The sequence below is a fragment of the Brucella pseudintermedia genome (genome assembly GCF_008932435.1).
Taxonomy (GTDB): Bacteria; Pseudomonadota; Alphaproteobacteria; order Rhizobiales; family Rhizobiaceae; genus Brucella; species Brucella pseudintermedia.
Genome location: NZ_WBWE01000005.1, coordinates 109,894 through 136,615, shown reverse-complemented (window position 1 = coordinate 136,615; position 26,722 = coordinate 109,894). Strand labels below are relative to the sequence as shown.

Sequence of the window (26,722 nt, the reverse complement as noted above, 5' to 3'; positions counted from 1 at the left end):
CATGAGTCTTGCCCGCATCGCACTGCGCACTACTGCGGTCGAGGCGCTCAAGGGCCGCACCCGCGCCTTGAAGAATGTGTTGGACAGCGAAATCGGCATTATCGACAGCGATAGTGGCGGCACTGTTACCATAGAATCCGATCAGTATTTCATCGCGATCTATACCGATGCCGGGAAAACGCAGGTGGGCGATAATGAATTGCGCTCCCTGCTGTTGAACGGGCGAACGGAAATCATGTTCGAAACAGGGGTAACGGCCAGTATGGGCGTTACCGATCCGGAAACTGGTGAGAACAGACTTCCTGAAATTGGCATTCCCGGCACCGACGGGAATTTTGAATTCACGCTCGACCTGATTTCACGGGAAATCGTGCAGGCGCTGACCGATCCGGACAATGCCTGGGGGCAGCTATTCCTTAGTTTCATCTACCGCACCGTTTCGACAGAGCGAACCCGTGTCGGCAATATTGCCGATGGTATTCGCCTTGCAGCCCATCAAACGAAAATCATCGTCGACCTTATCGATGACCCGGAACCCAGATGTCCGCTCGATCCCGACGCACCATTCGCGCGCTTTATCGCCCTTGCGCTGGCAAGCGAGGATAAGAGCTTGCAAAAGAAGGCCACCTTCATGGAGGCCATCATCACCGGAAACCGCGAGCCTTGGGAACGACTGCAGCAGGTGCACGGGATGACCGCGCAGGAACTGCTTGCGCTGGGACTTGGTCCGCATGCGTCGGACGTGGATCGGGTAACACCGGAATGGACCGGCAGCACAATCGAAATTGATGACCTGTCGCCAACAGCAGAGGTGCCATGATGTATCGCGACCTGCTCGCAATGAAGATCGACATAGAGATGCTGAAGACAGCCTTCGGTAAATCCCTGAAAGTCGGCCCCATCGAACAGGTCGATGCGAAGAAGGGCTACCGGATCAAACTTGGCGAGGACGAAAATGGCGAGCCGTTTCTGTCGCCATGGTACCCGCATCCAGAATCGGGCGGCGCAACCAGTACATGGGCGCCGCTATCGAAGGGCCAGATTGTCGGGATGATCAATCCGACCGGCGATGCACGGCAAGGTATTTTGCTGCGCGGCGGCTTTTCCGACGTCAACCAGCCGCCGAGTGCCGATCTGCTCGCCAATGTCTTGAAGGCATTTGGTGTCACGGTGACCGTCAAGAACGGGACTGTAACAATCGACGGCAATCTTGTCGTCAAAGGCAACGTCGATTTCATGGACGGCCACGTCAAGCACAATGAAGCCAATATCGGCGACACGCACATTCATGGCGGCGTCGATCGTGGCGGCGCGACAACCGACGAACCTGCGAACTGAAAGAACCCATCATGAGCAAGAATACCTATCGCGTCCGGCCCGGCGTGGGCTGGGTGAATGGCACACGTGTGCCAAGTTCCGGCAAGGTGTCCCTCACGGCGTCGGAAGCCCGGTTTGATCTCGACCATGGGCGGATCGAGCCGGTTGCCCCCAAGCCCAGGTCGACAGAACGCGGCGAGGCCGAAAACGATGGTGGGAATTAGCCGCTTCACTGGCCTGCCAATCTCCAATCTGGAATCGGCCTACCAGTCCGTGGAGGTGATCCTGATGCGCCGCATCGGTTCGCTTGTCGGGCGCCGCGAGTTCGGGGCCGGCATTGTCGAATTGCTGGGCCGCAAGATGACCCCGCACCTGTTTGCTGCCTTCCAATCGCTTATTGCCACGGCGATCGACCTTTGGGAGCCGCGCTTTCTGGTCCGTCGCATCATCCTAACCGGCACCGTTGACCAGATTCGTTTGGGGCATGCAGGTTTCCAGATTTTGGTGGACTACCGTCCCCGTGGTCACCTGGGCGATATGACCGTCGAGCGCGTCCTCACCTTCGGGCTTGGCATTTCCTCCGGCACTGTCGTGGTGAAACCGTTATGAGCACTTTCGATTTTTCCACCTTGCCACCGCCAGAGGTGATCAAGACTTTCTATTTTGAAGCCATCCTCGCTGAACGCATGGCGGACCTGCGTCTGCGTTTGGCAGACGCAGGAATTGACTACGATGTCGGCCATCTTGAAACCGATATCCTGAAAGTGGTCCACCTCGCCGACAGCATGCGCGAGGTCACCCTGCGCACTGCAATAAACGACGCCGCCATGGCGAACCTTCTGGCTTTCGCGCTTGGCGGCGACCTCGATCATCTCGCACATTTTTATGATGTCGAGCGGCTGGACGGCGAGACCGACAATGCGCTGCGCGATCGCACAGTGCTTGCGATCAAGGCGCGCTCTCCCGGCGGTTCGGAATGGTGGTATGCGGCTGCGGCCAAGCGAGCAGATGTTCGCATTCGCAGCGTCAAAGTTTATCGGGAAGCTTTCTGGCCGATAATTCATATTGCTGTGCTGTCCAGCGCAAGCGGTGGTATTCCCGATCAAGCGATGCTGGATGCGGTTACTGCCGAGGTCATGAGCGACAGGGTACGGCTTCTCAATGATACGCTGATTGTCGAGCCTGCCGTCGCTACGGGCACGGATATCGATGCCGATATTTGGCTTCTGCCGGATGCTGCTTTCGGTTTGATGGACGTGCTGCCCGAAATCCTGCGGCAAGCGTGGCAGGCGGAAGCCGGAATAGGGTTTGATCTGGAACCCTCATGGATTGAGGCGCGCCTGCATGTCGCCGGCGTGAAGCGGGTGGATGTTCGCAGCCCATCCGCGCCGGTTATCGCATCGGCAGGCGCGGCGCTCACTCCCGGCGCAATTAAGCTCAACTATATGGGGCGGGACTATTAATGGCCGGCGTGATGGAAAGACAGCATCTCCTCGGCGACGATGCAGCACCCACGCCCTTGGAGCGTGTTCTGTCGGAATCCCTCGACAAGCTCCCGTCATTGATGCCGGGTGTGGAATCGCTGCGGGGTTTCAAGTTCAATCCGCCTGACCAGATCGTGCCCTATTTGGTCGCTGAGTATGGGCTGAATGAAATTGCGGATTATCTGCCCGACCTTCGTGCTGTTCTGCGTGAAGGGGTCAGCTGGCAACGCCTCATCGGTACGCCTGCCGCCGTACATAAGGCGCTGCGGTGGATCAACCATGATGGTGACATAGAGGAGTTCCCGGCCAAGAAGCGCAAATGGTGGTGGTTTCAGGTTCACTTGCCGTTTGAAGTGAGAAACACCGATTTTGTCAGGCCGATGACACAGCTTGTCAAGGCTTCGAAGCCCCTGCGTTCCGAGTTCGCGCGCGTCACTGCGGGTTGGGATGTGCGGGCTTTTCAGTTGAACAAGCACCGGCTCAATGGCGATGCCTTCCTCAATAACTGGTCGGGCATCCGTCGCTCGCCGGGTGAGCCGGTGCTGTCGCTGCGCGTCAACCAGAACGTCCGCACAAAATTCTGGCCAGCGCCTTTCGTTCGCGTTCGAACGATTACGGTCGTTACATCGTTTGTCCGCGCCACATACCAGCTGCCATTGCGCCAGCGCATATCGATCTTCGTGGCATCGGCTGGTGTGCTCGCACGGTATTCGGACCCGGCAATCCAGACGTTCCAGAATGCACCTTTCGTCCATGACCGCTTTGGGAAGCCAGCTTCCAGAGCACATATAGGGTTTTCATAATGGCTTTATCCGTTTTCGTCGCAGGCTCCCGCATCGCCTTTGCGCGGTATCTCATGCAAGCTCCGCTCTTCGTTGCGGTTGGCTCTGGCGATGCAGCGTGGGATGGTTTGCCGGAACCCACACCCGAAGAAAAAGCGCAGCAACTGGCAGCGCTGTCTCAGGAAAGCGCTCTCACAAACTGTATTGGCGTGACACGGGTTCGCGCGCGGTCGTACATGAAGGCGGACCCGAACGGCGATATCATCCTCAGCGATGGCTCGGCGTGGTCGGTTTCGTCCGCCGAAACGAACACCATCAGGCTGGAAGCCAAGCTCGACATTGGTGACGCGACCGGCGATTCCGTGCGTGAAACGGGCGTCTACCTCGACACCAAAATCAGCGAAAGCGTGCCAGCAGGGCAGATGTTCATTCCGCTTGCCGATGTGACTAGCCTTGGCACCCTGCTCCAGTTGCATCGTTTTCCGCCCATCGTGCGCGACGGCACGATCAGTCAGGCAATCAATCCCTATCTCGAATTGTGAGGAAACAACTATGATCGATAATCCAGAACGAAAGCCGATGCCTCTCGATTCGCTGCAGGAAGTGGCATCGGCTCTTAATTCACACGCTGTCTGCCTGGGTGAATATATCAGAGACCACCCTGACTGCCCTTTCTCTGACATGGGCGTCAAAGCTTCCGCTACTGTGGGCAGCGTTGGACGCGAACTTCTCGGCTTGGGCCTGTGCGTGAATGAAGGCGTCCGATCCCTGTCTCAAGAGCAACTCTCGAGCAAGAGCGGCGATGGAGCAGCGTAAAGCCAGCATTTCTGCAAGAATTAGTTCTTGGGCATTCATCTCGTCATTGTCTCCCGCTTTCGGTAGTCGACTTGTCACGTCAGCCCATAAGCAAATCTCCCGGTCGCGTTGCAAGCGCAAACTTACTCAAGGGGCGCTCTAAATATGAACAGCATCATCAAGCGTGATGGCTATGGAAGCCGTTATGACCGCTCCCAGAAGCGTCATGCGATCGCTTTCCCCGACCGCACACTTTATCTTCAGTCGAAAGACCTGAACGAAATTCAGGATATTTCGCTCGACCATACCCGCCGCGTGGCCGAATATATCCTTCAGGACGGTCGTATCGTTGACGGCACCGATCCTATTGTCACGGTTCCCGCAGGCGATGCAGGCCCCGATGAGGATCATATCCGTGTGCAGATACCGGCCTGCGCCATCTATCTCGGCGGGATTGTGCACGATGTTGCCGCGGCTGATTTCATCCTTCCGAACAAAGGCGATATCATCATTGGCGTTCGCCATTCCGACCGGTTGGTGACGGATATCGAGGACGCCACTCTCAAGGGCGATATCGACGGCACGGAAGCCTATGCCGAAGACGGCCCGGCGCGCATCGAGATCACAGTGAGGTGGGGGCACTCGCTCGATGGCGATCCGGAGCCGGTGCTTTCCGTGTTCCAGGTGCGCGACGGCGTTATCCTCACGACTTCCACAAATGTCGATTATTCTGAAATCTACAAGGCGATGGAAACCGTCACGCGCGAAAGCAACGGCTCTTTCGTCAATAACGGGTTTCTGGTCACGGAACTTGGTCCGAACGGCGAAGGCAAGCAGGTATTTTCTGTTTCGGAAGGCACCGCCTATGTGAACGGCCGCCGCGTCGTTCGACGCCAGTCATTCCGCTTCGAAGTGGAAGAAAATCCCGATCTGCGCGACGTCGATGCCGAGCCGCATCCCTTCACTGCCGAGACAGGCGGAACGCAAGCGTTCGCGGTGTCAAAATCGCCGATAGCCGAGGTGCGTCGTGTCACTGTCGAAAAGGAAACGACGGATACGATTGTTCATGGCCCTTATGCCGGTGTGACCGATCCGCTACCGCATTCGTCGGTAACGGCTATTCTCGAAATCAAGGCAGGCACTACCGTCTACACGACTCCTGCCGACTGGCTGCTTTCGCAGGGCCAGATTGACTGGTCGCCTTCCGGCAAGGAACCTGCACCGGGCAGTTCCTATACGGTCAAGTACCGTTACAACGAGAATATCCAGCCCGATCAGGTGGGGCGCGATACTATTACAGTCACGGGTGCCGCCAATGGCACGAATGTCCTGTTCGATTATCGCTACAAGTTGCCGCGCATTGATGTGATCGCGGTCGATCCTTCAGGTGGCATGGTATATCTCACCGGCGTTTCGGCGGTTTCGCGGCCCCGACCTCCTGAAGTGCCCTCCGACCGACTGGAACTCGCGCGCATATATAATGACTGGGGGCGTCCGCCACGCGTCGAGATCACGCAAGTGCGCAACTTCACCTATGACCGCATCACGCGTCTGGAGAAGATGTTGATCGACGTCTACGATCTCGTGGCGCAGGAGCGGCTGAAGAATGATATCTCATCGCGTGAGGTCGCTGCCAAGCGCGGGCTGTTTGTCGATCCTTTCATTGACGATGACTTGCGCGATCAGGGCATTGCGCAGACGGCGGCTATCGTTGGCGGCAAGCTCCGCCTGCCTATCAAGCCGACGCTTCACGAGTTTCCGGCCTTCATGGGAATCCAGCATCTGGATTACAGCGAAGTGGTTGTCATCCGCCAGAATCGCCGCAGTGGGTCGATGAAGATCAACCCATACCAGACCTTCACGCCGATGCCGGGGCGCGCCAGCGTTGAGCCGTCAACCGACTTTTGGACGGAAAAACGCACCACATGGACGTCACCGGAAACGCAAGCCTTTGAAGCGTCGGACGGGGAATACATCACGGGGATTTCGCTTGAACAGCAGGTGGAAAAAGTCCGCGAGACGATCATATCCGCCGAGTTCATCCGCCCGCGCAATGTCAAGTTCCGCCTGGAAGGTTTCATTGAGAACGAAGCGCTGTCCAAAGTGTGGTTTGACGATATCGAGGTCGCCTTCACTGTTTCCGGCCCAGCTGATGCCAACGGAGTGATGACCGGCGAATTCACCATTCCTGCCAATGTTCCGGCAGGCTCGAAATCTGTCTTCTTTGAAGGCAGCGTCGGGACGGATGCAGGCTGCACCTATATCGGGCGTGGCGAGATTACGGTCGAGGAATACCGCCTGACCAGTTCGCTGGAAACTTCCACCGAAAGCATGCCGCAGCCGATCATCAACAACACGGTGATCAACAACGTCACGAATGTAACCAACGTCACCAACGCCAATAGCTCGACCCCGATCAGTCGTGGCGGTGACGGTGGCGGGCGCGGCGAAGGACATGATCCGCTGGCACAAACATTCACGCTCGCCCAGTCCTGGTGTCTCGCAGGCATTCGGCTGATGTGCGCAAAGGTTGGTTCGGCCTCCAATTCCATTCTGGTGCAGATCAGGACGGTGGAGGTGGGCTTGCCGACTTCGGAAGTGATCGCGGAAGCCTTCGTGCCGGGCACGGCCTTGCGTGAAGGCGAGATCTTCACGGCGCATTTCAAATACCCGGTGTTCATCCCCGGTGGCCGTGAGTTCGCGTTTGTCGTTCTGACCGACGATGGCGAGCACGAGCTTTTCGTGGCAGCTATCGGCAAGATCGACTTGGACACGAGTGCCGTTATCACCGGCCAGCCTTTTACGGTTGGTGTGTTGCTGTCGTCGTCGAACGCCTCGACCTGGACCGTGCACAACGAGGCCGACCTCTGGTTTGAACTGATCGGCTGTCAGTTTGAGCCAAAGGAAAAGATCGTGCCTATCGGCGTTTTTACCCCGGCGCGGATGTCAGATGTTGTTATCCGGGCTGGTGTGGAATATCCCGACACGTCGGTCGATGTAGTCATTCGGCTGACCCGGCCTAATGGTGAGGTTATCAACGCCGCGCCCCGGCAGATCATCAGCTTCGACCAGTATATTCAGAACGAAACCATACAGGTTGCGGCGGTGCTGCGCGGAACCGAACGGGTGACGCCGTTCGTGTTTCCGAACGTGCAGATCATTGACGGCGAATTGCAGACGACAGCGGATTACGTCACCCGCGCCGTGGATGCCACGGACGCCAACCGGGTGCTTGTCACGTTCGACGCAAAGCTGCCGGCCAATTCATCGGCGCAGGTGCAAATCGGCATTCCGGGTAATTACGAGACGGTCAGCGTGTCCGGCGCAACCCCTCTTGGCGACGGGCTGGTCGAACAGTCTTTTGTCCGCTCCGACTATCCAGCCATCAATCTTGATGCGCGCACGCGCATTGTTCTGACCGGGACGCCGGCGGCCCGGCCGGAAATCTCCAACCTTCGTATGCTGCTTTCAAAGGTGTGACAATGGCCAACACGGCAAACTACAACTGGCCTTTGCCGTCCCCGTCCGGCATTCAGATGAATGAGGTCGCAAGAATTGCGACCTCATTCACGGCGATCGATACCAAGATTAAGGCGTTCGAGACTTCCTTTAGCAATCACAAGCACAAGTTCGCCGACTTGGAAGACAAGCCGACGACGCTCGGTGGCTACGGGATCACGGACGGAATGACCGCCGAGGAGGTTGCCCAGGCAATCAAGAAGGCGGTTGACGACTTAGTCAATGGTTCCGGCTCAGCGCTCGACACGCTTAAGGAGCTTGCCGACGCCCTCGGCAACGACCCTGAATTTGCGACGACCGTTGGCAACGCTTTGGGCGTGCGGGTCCGCGTGGACGCCCCAAGCGCTTTTACCGCAGCGCAGAAGGCGCAGGGCAGAGCAAACCTTGACGCGCTCGGTTTCGTTGACAAAGGCAAGGCTGACGGGGTTGCCAGCCTCGACAGCACCGGCAAGGTGCCTACCGCTCAACTGCCAGCCCTGACAACGACCGCAACAGTCGGTGCCGCATTAGCCGGAGCTAATGGCAAGGCTACGCCTGATGATGGCGACTTTTTCGCCGGGGTGCTCGCCGGCGGTTCGACCCCGTTCAAAACGACGTGGGCGAATATAAAAGCTGCTTTGAAAGCTTACTTCGACACGATCTATCAAAAGGCACTTGGTTTTGTTCCCGTGCGGCAGGGCGGATTTTCGGGTGCTACTGCCAGCACGGTTTCTATCGGGTGGGGTCCGGGCAATCTGGTCTTAAACGTTGACGCTACAAATTTCGGTGCGAATTGGCCGATCAGCATCAGCGGTCGGGCGAACGGCGGCGCGAGTTGGGCCGATGGCGCTGCATATGCCAACACGCTTGGTAACGGCGGGTGGTCGCTGGCAACAATTCAAGATCAGCTTAACTGGCGCGTCACCGATACCCGCGTAGACGGGTATTTTCAAAATGAATGCAGAACGACTGGCAGTACGGGCACCGCTAACATTGGCGGTTCCGGCTATTTTGTAACCGTAATAAGCAAGCGTGCTGGGGTAGAAGTGCTTGATATCGCCCTTAGACAGCCGCAGCGGTTCATCCCAAATCAAGGCTGGCGAGCGATCGGAGGTTGGTAGCATGAAAGATTTCGGAGTATTTACATCCTCGCAAGAAGAGGTGGACACCGGTGACGGCACGAAAATCAACGTTCTGGTTTTTCGGGACGCTAACGGCGTGGATTGGTTCGAGCTAGCAAAGGAACATCCGCACCCGTTTTACATCGCTGTCGATGAAAACGGTCGCGTCCGTTCTATGGAACCACACCATGAAAGCTCGCAGATCGCCGGTCATTTGATCGGCATCGATAGTGATTATGGATACACGCGCGGGCCGGGCGGAACGGTCTACGGGAAGCTTTGGAACGGAACCGCCATCGTCGAGCCAGAGCCGGAGCCAGAGCCAATTCCCGATGAAATCAGTCGACGTCAATTCTTCCAGCATCTGGCGGCAATGGCAATCATCACCAAGGCCGAAGCTCTTGCAGCAATGCAGAGCGGTGTAATTCCCGCACCTCTGCAAGCCATTATCGACCAGCTTCCAACAGAAGATGATCGATTTGAAGCCCAAATGTTTGTGGTGGGCGCTCAAAACTTCAACCGTTTGCACTGGCTCACTGACAAGGTTCGGCAGGCTATGGCATGGACGTTGGAGCAAAGAGACGAGTTCTGGCGCGAAGCTGCAAAGCTATAGGGGGCGATCATGGTTGCTCCCTAATATTAATTGACAACCAAATGAGCCAAAGTTATGCCCCGGTTAATTGGGGCATATATTTACGTCAGGGGGGCGGAACGAGTTGTCGCTAGCGAGCCAATCCAACTATGCGAATATAACGTTCAACGACAGAAATATTATTAAGCGCTGGCTGCAACGCAAGCGGTTGACTACCTCATTGCGCTTGGTTGATCCTGATTTTCGACCACGCTGTATTGTGGATTATGGGGCTGGCAACGGTGAAATAATAAAGACGCTTGCCGTTCTATACCCTGACGCGAAAATTATCTGTTTTGAACCTACACAAAACCTAATGGCAGAGGCGAAAAAGAACCTCATTGGCATTCCAAACGTTGTTTTCACTGAAACAGTTGAAACGATAGCCGCATCGAGCGTTGATTTGCTTTTCTGTCTGGAGGTGTTCGAGCACCTTCCTTCTAAGGAGACAGAAGACGCGTTCAATGTTTTCAAGCGGGTCCTGTCCGATCAAGGAAGGATCGTCATTGGCTTGCCTGTCGAGGTCGGTATCCCATCTCTCTATAAGGGACTGTTTCGAATGGTTAGGCGGTTCGGTGCGTATGATGCCACCATTGGCAATGTATTGCGTTCCTTCGCATACTTGCCGCCCAAGGAACGGCCGTGCAGTGAGATAGCGCCTGGCTTCGGATATTATTTTGACCACATGGGGTTTGACTACCGGGCTTTTAGATCAGAATTGAAAAAACATTTTCTGGTTGAACAGATGAAGGGCGGTCCATTTCCTGCATTTGGTGCAGCCTTCAATCCCGAAATTAACTTCCTCGCCAAATTAAGGGCTTGATAATCAACACCGCTTGCCGGTTCCGGCAGCGTTACTGTCTCAAGCTATCACTGTTCGCATAATGCGGTTTCTTTAACCGAGCCCGGCCTCCGCGCCGGGCTTTTTCTTTTCCAACAGTCTGCCCGCAGAAGGGGCGACACAGACAGGAGACAACCGATGTCGGCACCGACTTTCGGCATGACTTTCACGCGTCCAAATGATGAGCCCTTGCCGGTAATCGGCGCGGACTTCTCGAAAATTCTACTCATCGAAACATCCGAAGGTGCTTCGGCATCATCGTATCCTATCGGCGACCCGGTTCGCATCTCGACAAGCGATCCCGCTGCGGTTGCGGATCTCGGCACGGGTTATCTTGCCGACGCGGTCAAGGCCATCAATGCGCAGGTTGCACGCTTGAACTCAGGTGCCGACGTAACCGTGGTCCGCGTAAATGAGGGCGCCACTCCGGCGGTAACGGCCGCAGCGATTGCCGAAGCTCTCGCCAATGTGGGACATATTCCATCGGCGGTGAACGCAACCCCACGCATTGTCTGGGCTGGCCGCACCGCGTGGCGCCCGGACGATAGCACGGTGAACCCTGTCGTTGCCGCCTTGCCTGCAGCTTGTGAGCGGCTGCTGGCTGTTGCTCCTGTCGATATTGACGACACCAGCAAGGAAGCCGCGATTTCGGCCCGCGAGACGATGAACTCGCAGCGCCTTATGCCAATCGGCGTTGCTGCCCGTGTGTTTGAAGGCACCGAACTGGTGACCCGCCCAATGGGACCGCGCATCGCCGGTCTTTTCGCTGCTGTCGACAATGCCCACAGGGGCCGGCCATTCGACCCGATTGCAAACCAGCCTATTCAGGGTCTGGCCGGGCTTTCCCGCAACATCCCATTTTCTCTATTCGACGGCTCGTCGGAAGGGCAGATGCTGCTCGAAAGCAATGTCTCCATCGTGGCGCGCGGCGAAACCGGCGTGGATGGAGCGATTGCCGATGGCGGTTTCGTTTTCATCGGTACGGACAACACCGATACAGGTGAACTCTGGAAGCAAATCCATCAGGTTCGCGGTGCCGACTATCTGACCGTCAAGATGGCGCAGATCACCCGGCAGTTCCTCGGCCCGAAAATCACAGCGGACGCTGCGGAAGCGTGGCTGAACTCGCTGAAATTTATGCTGCGCGATCACAAGATTGACGACGACATTCTCGGCTCCGAAGTCAAGTTCGTCGCTGAAAAGAACAGCCCGGAGAAAATTCGGCTCGGTCATCTCACCGTCAATATCGGGATCGAGCCGGCGCCTTCATTCAAAGTCGCGAACCATGAGGTGAGCCGCTACCGGCCTGCGGTCGAAGGTCTGGTTGCCGAAATCGTCGCCCGCCTCAATTCGCTCGCCTGACCTTCATCCTGTCTCGAATTCCGAAAGGGAATCTCATGCAAACGCTTTACCAGATGGTGGCGGTCGATGTTCGCCGCGCAGAAGAAGCCGGTTCCTCCCGCGCCAATCTTGTCTCCAAGCTCACCATCCCGTCATTAAAATTCATTACCTCGACCCACAATCCGGGCGGCGGTGTAATGAGCGTCGACTTCTCCCAGCCGCGCATTGAAGCGCCGGAACCGGCCATGGAGGTCAAGGGGTTCGACACGGATATCTTCCGCGATCTTGGCGAAGTAAGCCGCTGGATTTTCGCAGGTGCCGTGAAGGACAAGAAAACCGGCAAGCTTGTCCCGTCCCGCGCCATCATCGAGGGCGCCATCACCGAATGGACCCCTGATGAAGGTTCGCCGGAAGACTTCATGGGATGCAACCATGTGTTCAAGGAAGTGACCCACTACGAATTCACCCTCAACGGTGAGGAGCTTTTCTACGTCGATTTCTGGGAACGCATCCTGCGCACCGGCGGTGTCGATCGCTTCTCCGATGTCCGCCGCGCACTTGGCGCTTAAACCTTCACTGAAAATACTGTTGGTGTCCCAATGGAAAATGAACTGGTCATTAATCACAGCCTGCTTGTCCCGATCGACGACGAGAACGGCGGCAAGATAACCGATCTTGCCTTCACCGAACCTGATGTCGGCCAGATGATCGATGTCGAGGAGACCTCGCAGAGAGAGGTCGAGCGCACCATGCGAATGTTGGCGATGATGTGTGGATTGCCGTTTCAGGTGTTCCGCAAGATCAAGGGGCGCGATATCGCCCAGATCGTCGCCAAGACTGAAAGTATCTTGGGAAACGTGAAATAGGACGCGGCTCCGGCTGGCGGGATCTTGCCATCCTTATTTCACACCTCACTTCCACCCCCCGCAATATCGTCGACCGCTACCCCTGCTCTTACGCAATCCGTGAGCGGGACGCGGCTCTTCGGGTCATGAAGGCTATTGGAAATGTCCGTCATTGAAAGCAAACTCATCGTCAGCTTGTTCGACAAGGTGACGGGGCCTGCTCGCGGGCTGTTTGGCACCATGAACCGTTTGCGGGGGGCTGCGGACAATTTCGCCGCTTCCCAACGCCAGCTTGCCGCTCCTGTCACTGGAACTCTCGGCAGGATTGCGGCTATCGGGGCCACCTATCTCAGTCTCGATCGCGGAATTCGAGGAACCGCTGGCGCTGCCATCGAGTTCGAATCTGCCTTTGCAGACGTGAAAAAGGTGGTCGAAGCGACCGACAGCCAGTTTTTAAACATGCGGAAATCGATCCTCCGCCTGTCCACGGCCATTCCCATCACAGCATCCGGTTTTGCGGCGATCTACGCCGCAGCCGGCCAATCCGGCATCGCGAATGAAGAACTGGAATCCTTTGCTGAAGCGACTGCAAAGGTTGCCACAGCGTGGGAAACGCCCGTCGATCAGACTGGCGAGGCGCTCGCCAAGATCAAGACTGCGCTTCGCCGCGATGTTAAGGACACAGTGCTGTTGGCAGACGCCATCAATGAAATCGGCAACGTGTCGGCAGCAAATTCGCCTGACCTACTTGAATATACGAACCGTGTTGCCGCCTTTGCCGAAACAGCAGGCTTCTCTGCCGAGCAGGCATTAGCCTTCGGCGGCGCCATGATCGGCTCCGGGTTCGAACCGGAAGTCGCCGCCACTAGCTTCCGCAATCTGACCAAGGCTCTGACAACAGGGGAGAACGCCACAAAACGGCAGCGCCTTGCGTTCCAGCGTCTCGGCCTCGATGGCATTAAAGTCGCCAAGGGGATGCAGAAGGATGCGGTGAAAACCACCCTCAGTGTCCTTAACCGCATCAAGAAGTTGCCCGAATGGCAACAGATTTCGATCATGGAAGCCGTGTTTGGCTCCGAAGCCCGCGCCCTCGCTCCTCTTCTCAAAAGCACGGAAGAGGTAGAGCGCTTACTTGGTCTGGTCGCCGATAAGACGAACTATGCGGGTTCTTCCTTCAAGGAATATGAAGCACGTGCCAAGACAACTGCAAATGCTCTGCAGCTTCTGCGCAACAATCTCGCGGCCATTGGCATTGAGATGGGCGATAGAATGCTGCCAGCCATCAATGAGGGTGCGGCGGGCATACTTGACCTCTTGAAATCGCTTGGGGACCGGGCCACCCCAATCGACCAGTTGTGGCAAGCCATCAAGGGCTTTAGCGCGGGTTTAGGCTATGACGGCAATCTGCGCCAGATGATCAATGATCTGGGCGACCTGTTGCTTGGCCCCGCCAATGGCGAGGAAGCCGCAGACAAGTTGGGCCGGATATTTGCACGTTTCAGGGACTTCGGCGCTTCTGTTCGCGAATTCAACGACGCCATTAAGGGCAACCCACTGGCGCAGTTTTTCGGCGAGATCGTCAAGTATGGCGGCTATCTGATGCTCGCCAGCGTGGGGTTTGGCATGCTGGCCGGCACGATCCGCAAACTGGCTTCCGCTCTCTATTTTCTGTCGGGTGCGCGCGCCGCAGTCGGTATCCTTCGTTCCGTCGTCAATCTGGGACGTAAGCTGACGCCGAACCGCCCCCCGTTATCGCCCGGTGCTTCTTCCGGGACACAGAATACCCCAAAGCCCGGAAAGCCCGGCGCCGGTTTCAAACCTGGCGAAACCGGACCATGGGGCAAGAACCCAAAGGCATCGGCATTGTCGGAGGGAACCAAGGTTGGCCCAACGGGGGTAAGCGGTCTCGGGCCACGCACCGCGCCAGCCGCTCCATTCAGTTTCTCCAATCTCTGGAAAGGAGCTTTGAAGGGCGGTTTAGCGAATGCGGTCGTTGAAATCCTCGGCAAGAAGATAATCACCGGCGAGTTGGATAACCTCAACAGGAAACTGTACACGCCCGGTGAGCGAATTCGGGCCGAAGCTTTCAGGAACAACATCCCTGGCCTCTTTGACGGGCCATCATTCTTTGATAACCCGTTCGGCTCAAAGCCGACATTCAAAGAGAGTATGGGGATCGGCTGGAAGAAATACAGTCCGTCCGGATCATCAGAAGGGAAGCCGGAGCAAGTGTCTCTGCTTGGCACGCCCACCGTCATAGCCCAGCCTTCCGGCGTCCAGCAGGTGCAGGTCATGAACCCTCCGCCTGCCCCGCAAGTAAACTTGAATCTGACAATTCATGCGCAGTCGCCAGCAACGCCGGAGGAAATTGCGAACCTCGCTGCCGCCAAGGTTTCGCAATCCGTCCGCTCGGCCTTTGACGGGGCGCATGCTGACCTCGAATATGCGGTGTCCTGATGCTCTATATGCTTGGTACTCTCACTATCGATACGCGACCTTTCAGTGTCGATGAAATGCAGCGCACCGCCTCAGCCGATATCGCATCAAAAGCCCTCATCGGCACTTTGCCGGGCAAGGAGTTTACCGGGGAAGGTGACGATGAAATCACCCTTTCCGGCCAAATCCTGCCCACGAAAATCGGCGGACTGGATGAACTGGAAATCGCACATGAGATGCGGCGCAATGGCGTTCGGTTCCCGTTGCAGCGGGGCGACGGTGTGCGTCTTGGATGGTTTGCGATAACCCGCGTAACCGAATCCCATTCGGACCTCACCCGTGGAGGAGTGGGATTCATCGTCAAGCACACTGTCGTCATGACCCGTGTGCAGCCCGACGTGGGATCGGGCCAGCAGATAATTTCCGGTCTGCTTTCGCTGTTCGGCATTTTCTAAAGGACAATCAAATGCAAACAGTCACCGTCAAGGGCGAGGGCATCACCCTCGATCTCCTCTTGTGGCGCGCCTATGGCGTGCGGGGCCGCAGCCTGTTGGAAAGCGCGCTTTCTCTGAATGTGGATTTGGCCCGGTTAGGTACCGTAATTCCGATAGGAACAAAAATCATTCTACCTGATCTCCCCCCGGCGAACTTGGGCCAATCCCGCGACGTCGTTTCACTATTCGGATGAGCGACATGAACGACTATTGGAAAGTCATATGGAAAGTGCTCGTTGACGGCGTCGACATGACGTCAGGCATGCGCCCATACCTTATCGACATTGAGGTGACGGACAAGGAAGGCACGTCTTCAGATACATGTTCTCTGACCTTCGACGACAATGGCGGACAGATCGAATTGCCGCGTGATGGCGCATTGATCGAAATATTTCTGCAGGGCGTTTCCATTTTTAAAGGCACACTCGACAGCGTCCGCTCATCGGGTTCACGTGGCGGAGGGCGTACACTGCGGGTCACTGCCAAGGGATTTGATAGTCGCGGCAAAGTCAAGCAACCTCTCACCTTCCACAAGGATGATGCCACCTTGCAGGAATTTCTCGACGATGCTGCCAAGCGGGCCGGGCTAGCAAGCGTCAAACTGGACCCGCAATTCGCGAAAATCCATCGGGCTTATTGGGCGGCGGACGGAGAAAGCTATATCCACATTGGCGAGCGCATCGCGCGAGAACTCGGTGGCACGTTCAAGATCAGGGGCGACCAATCGGTCTTGGCGCGCCGTGGTGAAGGCAAAGCGGCCACAGGCGCGGCATTGCCGGTCATCGTCGGCACAGTCGGCCAAAACATAATTTCGTGGGACATAGCCCCGTTCAAGGGCCGACATACCTTCACCAAGGCCAAAGTCCGGTATTTCGACCGCACGGACGCATCCTTCAAAAGCAAGGATGTGGAATTCGATCTCGACCGCGATTTGCCGGAAGCCACTAATGTTGTGCGCTCAATGGCGGCAGATGAGGACCAAGCCGAACAGATTGGGGACGCTCGAAAGCGTGAGGCCGAGCGTGATGGCGGCGAAGGCAACGTGGAACTTGTTCTTACGGTTGAAGCCCGAGCAGAAGGAACCTTCAATCTGGCCGGCGCGCGTGCGGGTGTTGATGGGCAGTATCGCATAGTTTCCGTTCGTCATAAGGCGGATAGATCAGGCGGCGCAACCACAAGCCTTGAACTGAAACAACCCGGCGGTAGTGCCGGCAAGGACAACCGAAAAATGAAGGCGAAGCCATCTCCGGCAAAAGCCGACAATGAGTTCTCCGGAATGAGCGACGATCCGCTCGCGGACTGAGCACTATCTGACTTCTATCCCCCCAGACGCCGCCTTCGAGCGGCTTTTTTTATGCCGAAAGGAAAGGCCATGGATAAAACCGTGCCAGCCGGTGCGGCGCTTCTGCTCGACTTTATTGGCGGGATTGAAGCCCCACGCGGCTATGACGTGATATACGGCAACAATCAGGACAAGTTACCGAAGCCGATCACACAGATGACACTTGGCGAACTGGTCGATGCGCAGGCATCATTCACGAAACGGTTCAAATCATCAGCGTCGGGCCGATACCAGTTCATGCGGGCCACGCTGCAAGACCTTTCCCGTGAGCTGGGTTTGCGTGGCACACAGAAATTTGACAAAGACCTGCAAGATCGGCTTGGCTTTCATCTGCTGAAGCGGCGCGGCTATGACGACTATGTGGCCGGAAAGATCACCCGCACTGAGTTTGGCAAGCGACTGGCGCAGGAATGGGCTTCCTTGCCCGTGCTGGCAGCAACAAAGGGCAAGCACCGCGATTTGAAGCGAGGTCAGAGCTACTACGCTGGTGATGCCTTGAATAAGGCGCTTGTATCCCCGGCGAAGGTCGAGGCTGTTTTGAACAAGGTCAAGACAGTTGGCGCCGTTCAGCCGGCTATCGTCGTTCCCGAAGTCGTCACCGTGGAAAAACCCGTGGTAGCCGATCCGGGCGAGCTTGGAACAAAACCATCCAAAAGCAAGACAGTCTGGACGTGGGCCGGTGCTGGCATCATGTCGGCAATCAGCGGGGCGGGGTCGTTCCTCGGTGGCCTCGACTGGCGCGTTCAGCTTCTTTTCAGTGCGGCTATTATCGGATTTGCAATCTACGGCATCAAGCGCCGTGCCGATTTGTTCAAGGCCGTGAAAGACCTTAAGGCGGAAATCGGCTGATGGGTGCGTTTTGGGGACTTATACCACCATGGGTGAAAACCGCACTCGCTGTCCTCGTGGCGGCGTCCCTACTTCTGACGGTCGGATATTTCGCGGGGAAGTATGCAGGCCGTCAGCAGGCCATTACTGAACAACTGCGCGAAACCGTCAAAGCCGAAAAGGAAAGGGGCAAGGACGATGAAAAACTACGCGGGCTTACGGATTATGATTTTTGTGTTCTTGCCCTTCGTCGTCGCGGGTTGTCAGTCGACCAGTGCGACGAGCTGCGCGGGGTGGAGACAGAATAACCTATCGCCTGCCGGTTTGGTCGCGCTGACCAAAGTGGACCGGCCAGCAGCGGAACGGGTTGAAGGCAACGATGAAAACGGAAAACGGCGGGGCTGCTGGAAGTGATGGACATGCCGGACAATGAAACCGATCTTCGCGCCCGCGTCGTCGGGCTGGAACATGCGGCGCAAACGAGTAATCAGAGATTGACGACACTGGAAGCTTGGCAGCGCCAGAGAGACATAGACAGCGCTCGCCATGATGAAAAGTGGGTGGCGATGGATGCGCGGATCGATACGCGATTCTCCGGGTTGGAAAGCTCGGTCAAAAGCATCCAGTCAACGCTTTCCAGGATCATGTGGATTGTGATCAGTGGTATCGGAACAGCGTTTGTAGTATTCGTTATCAGCGGTGGGCTGAAATTAATTTGAGACATGTCTAGAAAAGCCACTATACGAGAACCGCGCACGGAAGTAGGGACGGCATCATAAGCCATTATCTCAAATATTGCCTATCTACGAAAAGAACGTTTTCGCGATGAGCCTCCGCATGACCGTCTAAGTATATTGGAAAGCTTTGACCAATCCTCTGAGGGTGATGACATCTGTTTGTGCGCGTCTTCAATATCGCGCTGCGTAGCAACAGCATGTTTCGCCACGCTAAAGTTAGTGTTCGGAATGGTGAGGCCGATATTCTCTTCATGGTTATTCATTTTAATCTCTCTTTTGTGTTGGCTCCCTCGCCGAGCAATAAAAAAGGTCGGGCGAATGCCCGACCCTAAAGTCAACTTCTTTCTTTTGTGCCAGTACATCCGTGGTCACGAGAAAGAAGAAACTTCATTCAAGCCGCCTGCAAATTACAAACGGACATTTTCCCCGACTTGCGATCCTGTTCCAGATCATAAGTCAGTTTCTGGCCTTCATTGAGCGTATGCATACCCGCTCGCTCAACAGCGGAGATGTGAACAAACGCATCCAAACCGCCGTTTTCAGGCTGGATAAAGCCAAAGCCTTTTGCTGCATTAAACCATTTAACTGTGCCGGTGTTCATTTGAACCCCTTTCATAGTATATTAAAAACCGCGTTTAGAAAAACGCAGAGACGAAACGATTTTTAAAAGGGAGTTTTCGTTCATCGCACGGTGCTAATCGCGCAGCAAGCAAAGCTCAGCAAGAAAATATCGATAATTGTCTTTTAGATGGTTAAATAAAAATTGTCAAACGATTAATAAATTATGGGGCAATAAAGTGGAGAAAGCTTCTTAACTCGCTTAATATTTCCATTGTTTTTACAGTGAAATAACGATTTAAAAAATTATTATTTGAGAGGCCCAGTTTGGGCCCTCTCGAGGATATTTTTTAAGCCGTGCCATAGGCGGACGACACTTCCGTTTGTGGACCTGGGTCTGTTTGAATGTCGCCCATTACTCCATCCATAAAACTCTTCAGAATTAACGCTGACTCATTATAATGGGGTCCCGGCAGGGGTTTCATCCTGGACGTGAGATAGCCGGCCTTAATAATCATCTGCTTCAGAATGCGATGGTTTGAGTGAAAATCGCCATTATAGATATTGGAAGACATCGCGTCCTCCTTTCAAATTGCGGGCAAGGGCCATTTGACCCGTGTCAGGAGCGCCCGTATTCAATCAAAACACTGACAATTAAGGGTGGACTGTTTGTGATTTGATAGCAAGAGAACAATTAAGGTCACTTAAGGGCAGGTTGTATTTTTAAAGAGTGGATTTTCATTATATTGTTCTGGAGAAGTTTAACTATTATCAAGATAAATCCTTTTTCTCTGCCTGCTCCAGTCGTGCAAGTAGCTCTGAAAACTGCTCCTCTCTCTCATCTGAAAAATCCTTTGTCAGGCGAGCTTTTAAAGATTGGGCTATTGCTTCGGCGGACTGGAGGGTTCTTGGTATCCCGCGAGGTGCTAGCCGTGCATCATTATGGTGGTTCTTGAGTTCTGTCATAGCCTCGGCCTTTTTGGGTTTCGGCTTAACAGTCAGGCAGCGTTTTTGTTCCGCGCAAAAAGATAGTGGAACATATACTGCAAATTTGCGCCCGACAGATTTGAAAACCCGTCGGGCTGGGCCGTGCTAGCCTCACGCTATGGTTCAGAGCGTCACGGATAGCCTGAACGATCTCAGTGCCACTGGCAGGGCCGGATTGTCAGTCCGGCAGGTTGGCGGCTTTGATAAGGGATTCGCGGGCGGTGCTCGGCAATCCTTCAAGATCGGCCAGGCAAGCTTGCAAGGCTTCTTCGTATTCCTTGCCGTGCGCTGCTTCCGGCCAGTCGTTAAGCAGGCATATGAAGCACTTAAAACTGGCAAGGACCGTTCCTTTTAACTATAAGGCCAGTCGATTCCGCGTTTGGCGAAAGTGTCGAGACCAAATCAACTCTAAGAGGCTGGAATGAACAATCGCTACGGAACCCTCGCTTCCTGGGTCTATGATCTGGATAAACCGGTCGGGCGTTCTTTCGGAGATGTGGAATATTATCAGCAACGTCTTAGAGAATCCGAAGGTCCGATCCTGGAGCCTGCTGTCGGCAACGGCCGTGTCCTTGTGCCGTTGCTCGAGGCGGGTTTCTCGGTAGAGGGTTTCGATGCATCTAACGAGATGCTTGGTTATTGCCAAGAGGAATGCAGGAAGCGCAATCTTTCCGCGAATGTGATACGAGAGACATTCGAAGGTTTCTCCTATGGCAAAGGCTTTGCAGCCATCATCGTCCCAGCTGGTTCATTTCAGTTGGTGACTGATATGAGAACTGCGACCGCTGTGTTGAGGCGGTTTTATGATCATCTGGTTCCCGGCGCGAAATTGATCATGGACCTCGATCCCATCGGGAGTTTCCTTGGCCCGACCGGTTCGGTACGGCGTTGGACTACAGAAGACGGCGATCTGCTCACGCTCACAGATCATCGGGTCGAAACCGACTATGTCGCGCAGACCACACTCAGCCATCTCCGCTATGAACAATGGCGGGATGGAAACCTTGTGAAATCTGAGATTGATTTGTTCAAGTTGCGGTGGTGGGGTGTCGAAGAATTCTTGATGGCGCACCAACGTGCGGGTTTTGTGGATGTCGTGGTGTCTGGTAACTACCAGCATGGAAGAGCACCGCACAATGGCGACGAGATCATCAGCTTCGAGGCGCGGCGTCCCAGTTAAGCCGAGATGGAGCTTCTCGGCTGTGGGGCTTGAATGCCCACATGAATGGCCGATCAAATTCCAGCTGCTTCCTACGCCACAACTCTTCAAACATCCTTTTCACAAGGGTGACGACTTCTTCCCTGTTCTCACAGACGCCGCAGGGCAGAGCCTGAAAGGGGCTTCGGGTGCAGACCAGTGCCCATTTCCAAGTTCCCGCGTCGGGGCCGAAATCGCTTCTCAGGATGCGACAGAAATCGCCCCAGTCCGTGTATGCAATGAAGTCTCCGGGGCGCGTCTGTCCGCCGATGACCGTTCGTTCCCATTTCAGCTGCATCATTTGTCTGGCAGCCCATAGCTGATGAAGTTGCCCGCTCTGTTGCCGCATTTGCTGCAAACCAGTCGTGGCTCGATCTCTTCGAGCGTAACCCACTCTCCGAAGCGCGCAGCCATAAGCGGAGCGGTCTTTTCCAGATAGTGGCGGCAATGGGCACAGCTAAAGCGCACCAAGTTTCGCGGGCGCAGTTCTCGCAGCGGCGTTCTCATTTCAAGAGTGTTGGCTTCCAGCCTCGGGTATAGCCGTGGCTGACAGCCATGCTGGCTATCGCGATCTGCTGGGCCAAGAACTCGCGATCCTCCAGCAAGGCTTTGATCGCTGCCCGCGTGTCACCGTTGTGGTAGGTGAGCACCAAGTCGATTTCATCTTCAATATCATGCGCAAGCGCGTTCATTCGTTCTGCTCCAGTGAAGCAGACACTCACACCACCAAACGTGTCTGTATTGCATCGGCGCCGCCTGCCGATGTTCTTACAATGTTCTCATTCTGAAAAAGAGTCAATCGCGATTTTGCGATTGTGGAAATCCGCTCCAACCGGGGCGGCTATCGGTGCTGGAAACACCGATAAGCGGCGGTTGATGATTAGCGTCTCGATCCGCCTGGCATGACTGGACGTCAAATGCCACACCCCGACCCTTGCGGGCGGGGGCATACTGGCCTCGACAGGTTAATAAAAATGCAAGAAGGGTTTTCATTCACACAAGTGCGGCCGGTATCGCCGCCGGCAAGCTATATTGGCGGAAAGAAACAACTAGCGCAGCGGCTTGCCTCCATCATCGAGCAAATCCCCCATACCCTCTATGCTGAGCCGTTTGTCGGCATGGGCGGCGTGTTCTTTCGTCGCCGACTTGCGCCGAAGGCTGAAGCGATAAATGACATCTCCGGCGATGTGGCCACGTTGTTTCGCATTCTGCAGCGTCACTATCCGCAGTTCATGGAAACAATGAAATTTCAGATCAGTTCACGCAAGGAATTCGAGCGACTGATCGCTTGCGATCCTGATACCCTGACTGACCTGGAGCGTGCTGGCCGCTTCCTCTATCTCCAGAAACTGGCGTTTGGCGGCAAGGTCAAGGGGCGCACGTTCGGCGTCGATACATCCGGCCCGGCCCGCTTCAATATCAATCGGCTTGGGCCGATTCTGGAAGAGGTGCACGAACGGCTTGCAGGCGTCGTGATTGAGCGCCTTCCGTGGGAATCATTCATCGATCGGTACGATACGCCGGCAACGCTGTTCTATCTCGACCCGCCCTATTATGGCTGCGAGACCGATTACGGAAAGGATGTGTTTTCCCGTGCGGACTTCGTACGGGTCGCCGCCCGCCTGGAATCCATCAAGGGAAGGTTCGTGCTATCGTTGAACGACCGGCCCGAAGTGCGGGAGATATTTCGAGCATTTCACATATTCGACGTCCCGCTGACCTATACGATCGCGGGTGGCGAGGGAAAGCCGGTTTCCGAAGTCATTGTTATGGACCGGAAGGAACCCGCAGTGGCAAATCTGCCTTAATCTGTGGGGAAATCTGTGGGGCTTCCCAAATTCACGCGGCCCCACAATGCAGCTAACATATTGATTTTTCGATGGTCGGAGTGACGAGGATTCGAACCTCCGACCCCCTCGTCCCGACCGAGAGTTTCTCAGGTGTGGTTAAGCCAAGGTTGTGACGGTGTTGAAAAAAGAGAAACGACGAACCGCATCACCATGCGCCTCACGGATATTACGTCAGGGCGCACCATCCGCAGTACATGGATCAACTCATAGCTTATTTCCAAAATATCGGCCGCTCTTACGACGTCCTTCGTACGGCCCTTTGACTCGAAGTCACCGCTAGTTGCCTTTTTCCAAAGCGAAGAAAAAAGTCGCTGATATTCATATTTTTGCCCATCACAATAATTGGAGATACGGTGATAGAACTTCGAAAGCGAAGCGTGCGCGGCAGAAATGCGCGCGGCTATCATCTTGTCCTCTTCAAAATCATCGAAATCGCTCGCCCAATATTTCTCGGCCATGTCAGCGAATTTTTCTATATCCTTAATGTGCTCGTTGATCTGTACCAGCTCCTCAGACGTTTCGGCGCGATATTGCTGTATTAAATAAGTTACACAGCCGCCGATGAACAGAAGAGCTATTTTATCGAACATGTTTATACTGCTTAACGTGGTTGAGCGGGCGTTGTTTTTATAATGTCGAGGATCATGTTCTTATAAAAAACTAAATTAGGCTTTGTAGATTGTACGTCGATGCGCTTCAAAATTTCATCTTTGGGGAAAAGTCCCAAGCGAAGAAGCCCGCCAAATGCCTCTTCCAGAAAAGAAGAACCGAAAGCGCGCACACCGTCAATGTTAATAACAAGCTTTTCATCGCTGCCGCCTGCTACCAAGGTCTTCAGCGCTGGCACGAGCTTATGCTCGCGAAAAGCTTCGCCGCTAAACTGGCCGTCAGCACTGTAACGGCCCGCTGGGTAAGGACTAAAATCGCGCGCTAGGTCTATCATCATACTGTTACAACTGATCTGATCAAGGGGAGTTCCAACGTCCATTCAATGAGCGTTCCGCCTATGGAGAATCCGTTCGCTCCAGAAGTCAAACGTCCATTGGAGGATTGAGAACACCAACCACCTCGACTGTACACCGACATTTGACCCAAGCCAATCCTTGTCAGGACCTCTATCATTTGCGGTAATCCACGTCCTCTATATTCTTTCTCCGTCCTTGAACCACCGTAGCGCATCGCGGCTCGAATATATGTTCCGTCATTCTGGTATTCAAAGTCCGTTTCCGGCCTGATTGCGCGTTGCAAGAAAGTCCGCACCCTATCGCGGCGGCTCATCCGGGGATAAGTCACAGGTATGGTCGCTCCCTGATCATAAACAACAATCGTTAACGTATTTTTGTCTCGGTTCGCGGTTGCAGCTACCCACAACCGGTTCAAGTGCGGATACGCCAGCGGATAATCTGCCGGATATGCATGATGCTTAACATTACTAATCGCCTCCGAGATCGCAGTTAGTATTTCAACAAGTATCTCTTCTGGAATATTCTTGTCCGGGTTTAAAAATTCACCTAGCTCCTGTAATGATCTATCTATTCTATCCAAGTCATCATTGTTTTCGGTGCTAATAATCTGCATCGTACGCGTAGCGCCGAAGTCAATTATAACATCTTTTCTTTTAGGCACATGCCCGACAACCTCAAAGAATCCCAGCTGGTAGAGTTTTCGAAATACCTCTTCACTCCACTTATGAAGTTCCGCTGTAGGCGGAGTCTCGTTGTTGAGCTTCGCGACCCTCTCGTACTCAGCGGTCAATACAACGGCTGCTGCAGTAGATATATATTCGAACTTCGAATAGTCGGTGTAGCCTTGAATGCGCGGATGCTTACTTCCATCTCTTATAACGAATTTTTCGTTATTTGTTATAACTCGCGTGCATAACTGCCGTATAGCTGACAGAAATTCGGTGGTCGCAACATTGTTTTGTTTCAGGCACAACACCTTTGGGGGCAGATAAGGAGCCTCCATAGATATAGCTGTTTCGAAAGCGCCACCTTGCCAAATTTGAATCTTGGACAATTTGCGCTGGCTTGGGTTATTGAGACCAAAGTGCCAAGACTTTCGGCAGCGGAAACGCCGCCGTAACAAGTCCCGTGTATGTCTTTGTTGCCATTGAACCTGGTAGAAATGTAGCTTCTTCAAAATGCGCCCCACCGAAACATCAATTCCTAAATAGTGCGGATTGACAACTCGTGCAATGCAGTTCGAAGTCGGGAGGGCCGCGGACAATTCTTGGGTGTAGGCTGGGTGCAAAACTGCCTTTGTTCGTGCAGCGTTCTACAAACGTTTACATTGGACCAACCATCAAAAACCGCGTAAATACGCGGTTCTAGAATTTTCCGATTGCGTTGACATCGTAGGGGTCACAGGTTCAATCCCTGTCACGCCCACCATTCGAACCCCTGATAACGTTGAAAAGTCCGCTTCGGCGGTTTTTTCGTTTCTGGTCGCCGCTACGAATGGCTTCGATTGTTTCAGAGCCTATCTTGATCCGGCTTTTGCGCCTCCAGGATCTCGGCCAGCACCCCTAGCGCCTGTTCAACAATCGCCTCCTCCTGATGCATCGGCGCAGAACCTTGAAATTCCACCACCGCTTTCCGGCTCTCTTTAAGCTGGAACTGCACCGTATAGCGGTCGTTGCCATCAGCAAGGCGTAAACTGGTAACGTCGATTTCCATTGCTAGCTCCCTGTCTGTTCGTCAGGCGCGCCGACGGGCTTGGATTCCGGCGAACCTTTTTCACGCAGGAATATCGAGAGGACTACAAGGACTGCCGTGGAAAGGAATTCCGACTGCCAGTTCTGAAAGGATTCAAACCATAATTCCACATCCAGCAAATATTGCAGGTATCCAGTCGAAGCCGCTCCGTGACGGGCCATATCCATTTCAGACGCGCGGGCGCTGGCGAACCAATGCAGCAAAAAACTGGCGACAAACAGTCCAAATAACACCAGCCCTAGCGAATGCGAATAAGGAAAGGGCGGTTGTGCGATCCATTCCTTCTCCGGCTTTTCATTGTCGGGGTCACGCGATTCCGCCGAACCGCGTTGAAAGAGCCATGCCGTGAGGACGACATAGACGCCCATCTGCAAAAACTCGCTTTCCCAGTTTTCGAAAAGTGCCGAGAGAAATTGCCCGCTTGTCAAATATTGAAAGAGAGGCAAAGGAACCTCTCCATGTTTAGCCAGCTCTTCATTGTAGCTTGCAAAGCCAGCCGCTGCCATGCCCACAACCGATATGCCGAACAAAAGGGCGAGCGCAATCGTTAGTCCGTTGTCTCTGAGAAACGAACGCATCCCATTCCTCCACTGGACCGGAGCGGTTCCTGTTTAACGGAGTCGGTAGAGCCGCTCTATCTGACTGTTTTTTCAGCATTTCCGAACGTAAATCGTCTGCTGGAAATGCATTAGCGATCCTGCTGCAAGCCCTGATGTGTCGTATTTATTTTGGTGTTGGCCTGCTGTCCTTGTTTTCCGGACTTATTGTCCTGGGCGGACAGGTCGCGTTTGAGCGGGACACGTTTCTGTTCGCCGGGTCCTTTTTCACTGCGATTATCTTTGGGTACGGGGGGAAGCTTTGTGCTCATTCTCTTTCTCCTTCGATAGACCTAACTGCGGAGCATCAAGTCTTGTTCCTCA

At 54.7% G+C, this 26,722-nt stretch carries 35 protein-coding genes; 24 read left to right on the top strand and 11 right to left on the bottom strand.

Annotation, left to right across the window (positions count from 1 at the left end; translation table 11 throughout):
• The first annotated feature begins 1 nt into the window (after window position 1).
• The 22 genes from F9K78_RS08505 to F9K78_RS08400 all read left to right on the top strand — a co-directional run bounded on the left by F9K78_RS08505 (window position 2) and on the right by F9K78_RS08400 (window position 18,474).
• Window positions 2-820, top strand: coding sequence for a hypothetical protein (locus tag F9K78_RS08505; protein WP_151682150.1), 819 nt, complete (start codon window positions 2-4; stop codon window positions 818-820).
• Entirely contained in the window at window positions 817-1,338 is a 522-nt protein-coding gene (locus F9K78_RS08500; protein ID WP_235925396.1) for a baseplate assembly protein, read from the top strand. Before F9K78_RS08505 ends, F9K78_RS08500 begins: the two co-directional genes overlap by 4 nt.
• An 11-nt stretch (window positions 1,339-1,349) precedes the next feature.
• Window positions 1,350-1,541: a hypothetical protein gene (locus F9K78_RS08495; protein WP_151682149.1), complete on the top strand. Its 192-nt coding sequence runs from the start codon at window positions 1,350-1,352 to the stop codon at window positions 1,539-1,541.
• Window positions 1,528-1,926, top strand: coding sequence for a GPW/gp25 family protein (locus tag F9K78_RS08490; protein ID WP_151682148.1), 399 nt, complete (start codon window positions 1,528-1,530; stop codon window positions 1,924-1,926). Before F9K78_RS08495 ends, F9K78_RS08490 begins: the two co-directional genes overlap by 14 nt.
• Window positions 1,923-2,780: a baseplate J/gp47 family protein gene (locus F9K78_RS08485; protein ID WP_151682147.1), complete on the top strand. Its 858-nt coding sequence runs from the start codon at window positions 1,923-1,925 to the stop codon at window positions 2,778-2,780. The genes F9K78_RS08490 and F9K78_RS08485 overlap by 4 nt, the downstream gene beginning before the upstream one ends.
• Window positions 2,781-2,791: 11 nt before the next feature.
• Window positions 2,792-3,604 (top strand): phage tail protein, encoded by an 813-nt coding sequence (locus F9K78_RS08480; RefSeq protein ID WP_151682146.1) that lies wholly within the window; start codon window positions 2,792-2,794, stop codon window positions 3,602-3,604.
• A complete protein-coding gene (locus tag F9K78_RS08475; RefSeq protein WP_151682145.1) occupies window positions 3,604-4,125 on the top strand; it encodes a hypothetical protein in 522 nt (173 codons plus the stop codon). Before F9K78_RS08480 ends, F9K78_RS08475 begins: the two co-directional genes overlap by 1 nt.
• A 10-nt stretch (window positions 4,126-4,135) precedes the next feature.
• Window positions 4,136-4,399, top strand: a complete 264-nt coding sequence (locus F9K78_RS08470; RefSeq protein ID WP_151682144.1) for a hypothetical protein — start codon at window positions 4,136-4,138, stop codon at window positions 4,397-4,399.
• A 144-nt stretch (window positions 4,400-4,543) separates the two neighbouring features.
• Complete coding sequence (locus tag F9K78_RS08465) at window positions 4,544-7,858, top strand: DUF4815 domain-containing protein (protein WP_151682143.1); 3,315 nt, start codon at window positions 4,544-4,546, stop codon at window positions 7,856-7,858.
• 2 nt (window positions 7,859-7,860) lie between these two features.
• Window positions 7,861-8,997, top strand: coding sequence for a DEAD/DEAH box helicase family protein (locus F9K78_RS08460; RefSeq protein WP_151682142.1), 1,137 nt, complete (start codon window positions 7,861-7,863; stop codon window positions 8,995-8,997).
• A gap of 1 nt (window position 8,998) precedes the next feature.
• Entirely contained in the window at window positions 8,999-9,610 is a 612-nt protein-coding gene (locus tag F9K78_RS08455) for a hypothetical protein (RefSeq protein ID WP_151682141.1), read from the top strand.
• A 103-nt stretch (window positions 9,611-9,713) separates the two neighbouring features.
• The gene (locus F9K78_RS08450; RefSeq protein WP_151682140.1) at window positions 9,714-10,451 is read left to right on the top strand and encodes a class I SAM-dependent methyltransferase; all 738 of its coding nucleotides are present in this window, start codon (window positions 9,714-9,716) and stop codon (window positions 10,449-10,451) included.
• Between the two features lie 156 nt (window positions 10,452-10,607).
• Window positions 10,608-11,831 (top strand): phage tail sheath protein, encoded by a 1,224-nt coding sequence (locus tag F9K78_RS08445; RefSeq protein ID WP_151682139.1) that lies wholly within the window; start codon window positions 10,608-10,610, stop codon window positions 11,829-11,831.
• Window positions 11,832-11,866: 35 nt separating this feature from the next.
• On the top strand, window positions 11,867-12,379 hold the full coding sequence (locus F9K78_RS08440; protein WP_025089776.1) for a phage major tail tube protein: 513 nt from the start codon (window positions 11,867-11,869) through the stop codon (window positions 12,377-12,379).
• Between the two features lie 30 nt (window positions 12,380-12,409).
• Window positions 12,410-12,676: a phage tail assembly protein gene (locus F9K78_RS08435; RefSeq protein WP_036586061.1), complete on the top strand. Its 267-nt coding sequence runs from the start codon at window positions 12,410-12,412 to the stop codon at window positions 12,674-12,676.
• Window positions 12,677-12,817: 141 nt separating this feature from the next.
• The gene (locus F9K78_RS08430; protein WP_151682138.1) at window positions 12,818-15,112 is read left to right on the top strand and encodes a phage tail tape measure protein; all 2,295 of its coding nucleotides are present in this window, start codon (window positions 12,818-12,820) and stop codon (window positions 15,110-15,112) included.
• A complete protein-coding gene (locus tag F9K78_RS08425; protein ID WP_151682137.1) occupies window positions 15,112-15,546 on the top strand; it encodes a phage tail protein in 435 nt (144 codons plus the stop codon). The genes F9K78_RS08430 and F9K78_RS08425 overlap by 1 nt, the downstream gene beginning before the upstream one ends.
• Before the next feature lie 11 nt (window positions 15,547-15,557).
• Window positions 15,558-15,779 carry a tail protein X gene (locus F9K78_RS08420; protein WP_151682136.1) on the top strand — a complete coding sequence of 74 codons (222 nt, stop codon included), beginning with the start codon at window positions 15,558-15,560 and terminating at the stop codon, window positions 15,777-15,779.
• 5 nt (window positions 15,780-15,784) lie between these two features.
• Window positions 15,785-16,888, top strand: a complete 1,104-nt coding sequence (locus tag F9K78_RS08415; protein WP_151682135.1) for a phage late control D family protein — start codon at window positions 15,785-15,787, stop codon at window positions 16,886-16,888.
• 69 nt (window positions 16,889-16,957) lie between these two features.
• Window positions 16,958-17,776, top strand: a complete 819-nt coding sequence (locus tag F9K78_RS08410) for a lysozyme family protein (protein WP_151682134.1) — start codon at window positions 16,958-16,960, stop codon at window positions 17,774-17,776.
• Window positions 17,776-18,063, top strand: a complete 288-nt coding sequence (locus F9K78_RS08405) for a hypothetical protein (RefSeq protein WP_151682133.1) — start codon at window positions 17,776-17,778, stop codon at window positions 18,061-18,063. Before F9K78_RS08410 ends, F9K78_RS08405 begins: the two co-directional genes overlap by 1 nt.
• Window positions 18,064-18,174: 111 nt before the next feature.
• Window positions 18,175-18,474: a hypothetical protein gene (locus F9K78_RS08400; RefSeq protein WP_043714452.1), complete on the top strand. Its 300-nt coding sequence runs from the start codon at window positions 18,175-18,177 to the stop codon at window positions 18,472-18,474.
• A 409-nt stretch (window positions 18,475-18,883) separates the two neighbouring features.
• On the opposite strand, the gene F9K78_RS08390 is transcribed toward F9K78_RS08400, so the two are convergent.
• The 4 genes from F9K78_RS08390 to F9K78_RS22335 all read right to left on the bottom strand — a co-directional run bounded on the left by F9K78_RS08390 (window position 18,884) and on the right by F9K78_RS22335 (window position 20,350).
• Window positions 18,884-19,093, bottom strand: a complete 210-nt coding sequence (locus F9K78_RS08390) for a cold-shock protein (RefSeq protein ID WP_025089587.1) — start codon at window positions 19,091-19,093, stop codon at window positions 18,884-18,886.
• A 307-nt stretch (window positions 19,094-19,400) separates the two neighbouring features.
• Entirely contained in the window at window positions 19,401-19,625 is a 225-nt protein-coding gene (locus tag F9K78_RS08385; protein WP_025089586.1) for a hypothetical protein, read from the bottom strand.
• Between the two features lie 196 nt (window positions 19,626-19,821).
• Window positions 19,822-20,016: a hypothetical protein gene (locus tag F9K78_RS08380; protein ID WP_151682132.1), complete on the bottom strand. Its 195-nt coding sequence runs from the start codon at window positions 20,014-20,016 to the stop codon at window positions 19,822-19,824.
• Window positions 20,017-20,215: 199 nt separating this feature from the next.
• A complete protein-coding gene (locus F9K78_RS22335) occupies window positions 20,216-20,350 on the bottom strand; it encodes a DUF982 domain-containing protein (RefSeq protein WP_412766383.1) in 135 nt (44 codons plus the stop codon).
• A gap of 108 nt (window positions 20,351-20,458) precedes the next feature.
• On the opposite strand from F9K78_RS22335, the gene F9K78_RS08370 reads away from it, so the two are divergent.
• A complete protein-coding gene (locus F9K78_RS08370; protein ID WP_151682131.1) occupies window positions 20,459-21,217 on the top strand; it encodes a class I SAM-dependent methyltransferase in 759 nt (252 codons plus the stop codon).
• A 521-nt stretch (window positions 21,218-21,738) separates the two neighbouring features.
• Here F9K78_RS08370 and F9K78_RS08360 read toward each other — a convergent pair.
• Window positions 21,739-21,927 (bottom strand): hypothetical protein, encoded by a 189-nt coding sequence (locus F9K78_RS08360; RefSeq protein ID WP_151682130.1) that lies wholly within the window; start codon window positions 21,925-21,927, stop codon window positions 21,739-21,741.
• A 282-nt stretch (window positions 21,928-22,209) separates the two neighbouring features.
• Between F9K78_RS08360 and F9K78_RS08355 the strand changes: the two genes are divergently transcribed.
• Entirely contained in the window at window positions 22,210-23,043 is an 834-nt protein-coding gene (locus tag F9K78_RS08355; protein WP_151682129.1) for a DNA adenine methylase, read from the top strand.
• A gap of 128 nt (window positions 23,044-23,171) precedes the next feature.
• On the opposite strand, the gene F9K78_RS08350 is transcribed toward F9K78_RS08355, so the two are convergent.
• The 6 genes from F9K78_RS08350 to F9K78_RS08325 all read right to left on the bottom strand — a co-directional run bounded on the left by F9K78_RS08350 (window position 23,172) and on the right by F9K78_RS08325 (window position 26,670).
• Window positions 23,172-23,675, bottom strand: a complete 504-nt coding sequence (locus tag F9K78_RS08350; RefSeq protein ID WP_151682128.1) for a hypothetical protein — start codon at window positions 23,673-23,675, stop codon at window positions 23,172-23,174.
• An 11-nt stretch (window positions 23,676-23,686) separates the two neighbouring features.
• Entirely contained in the window at window positions 23,687-24,031 is a 345-nt protein-coding gene (locus F9K78_RS08345; protein ID WP_208851916.1) for an STAS-like domain-containing protein, read from the bottom strand.
• Entirely contained in the window at window positions 24,028-25,104 is a 1,077-nt protein-coding gene (locus tag F9K78_RS08340) for an ATP-binding protein (protein ID WP_151682126.1), read from the bottom strand. Before F9K78_RS08340 ends, F9K78_RS08345 begins: the two co-directional genes overlap by 4 nt.
• Before the next feature lie 455 nt (window positions 25,105-25,559).
• Window positions 25,560-25,763, bottom strand: a complete 204-nt coding sequence (locus F9K78_RS08335) for a hypothetical protein (protein ID WP_121986668.1) — start codon at window positions 25,761-25,763, stop codon at window positions 25,560-25,562.
• A 2-nt stretch (window positions 25,764-25,765) separates the two neighbouring features.
• The gene (locus tag F9K78_RS08330; RefSeq protein WP_121983913.1) at window positions 25,766-26,380 is read right to left on the bottom strand and encodes a DUF6766 family protein; all 615 of its coding nucleotides are present in this window, start codon (window positions 26,378-26,380) and stop codon (window positions 25,766-25,768) included.
• A gap of 110 nt (window positions 26,381-26,490) precedes the next feature.
• Complete coding sequence (locus F9K78_RS08325) at window positions 26,491-26,670, bottom strand: hypothetical protein (protein ID WP_121983912.1); 180 nt, start codon at window positions 26,668-26,670, stop codon at window positions 26,491-26,493.
• Window positions 26,671-26,722: the final 52 nt, after the last annotated feature.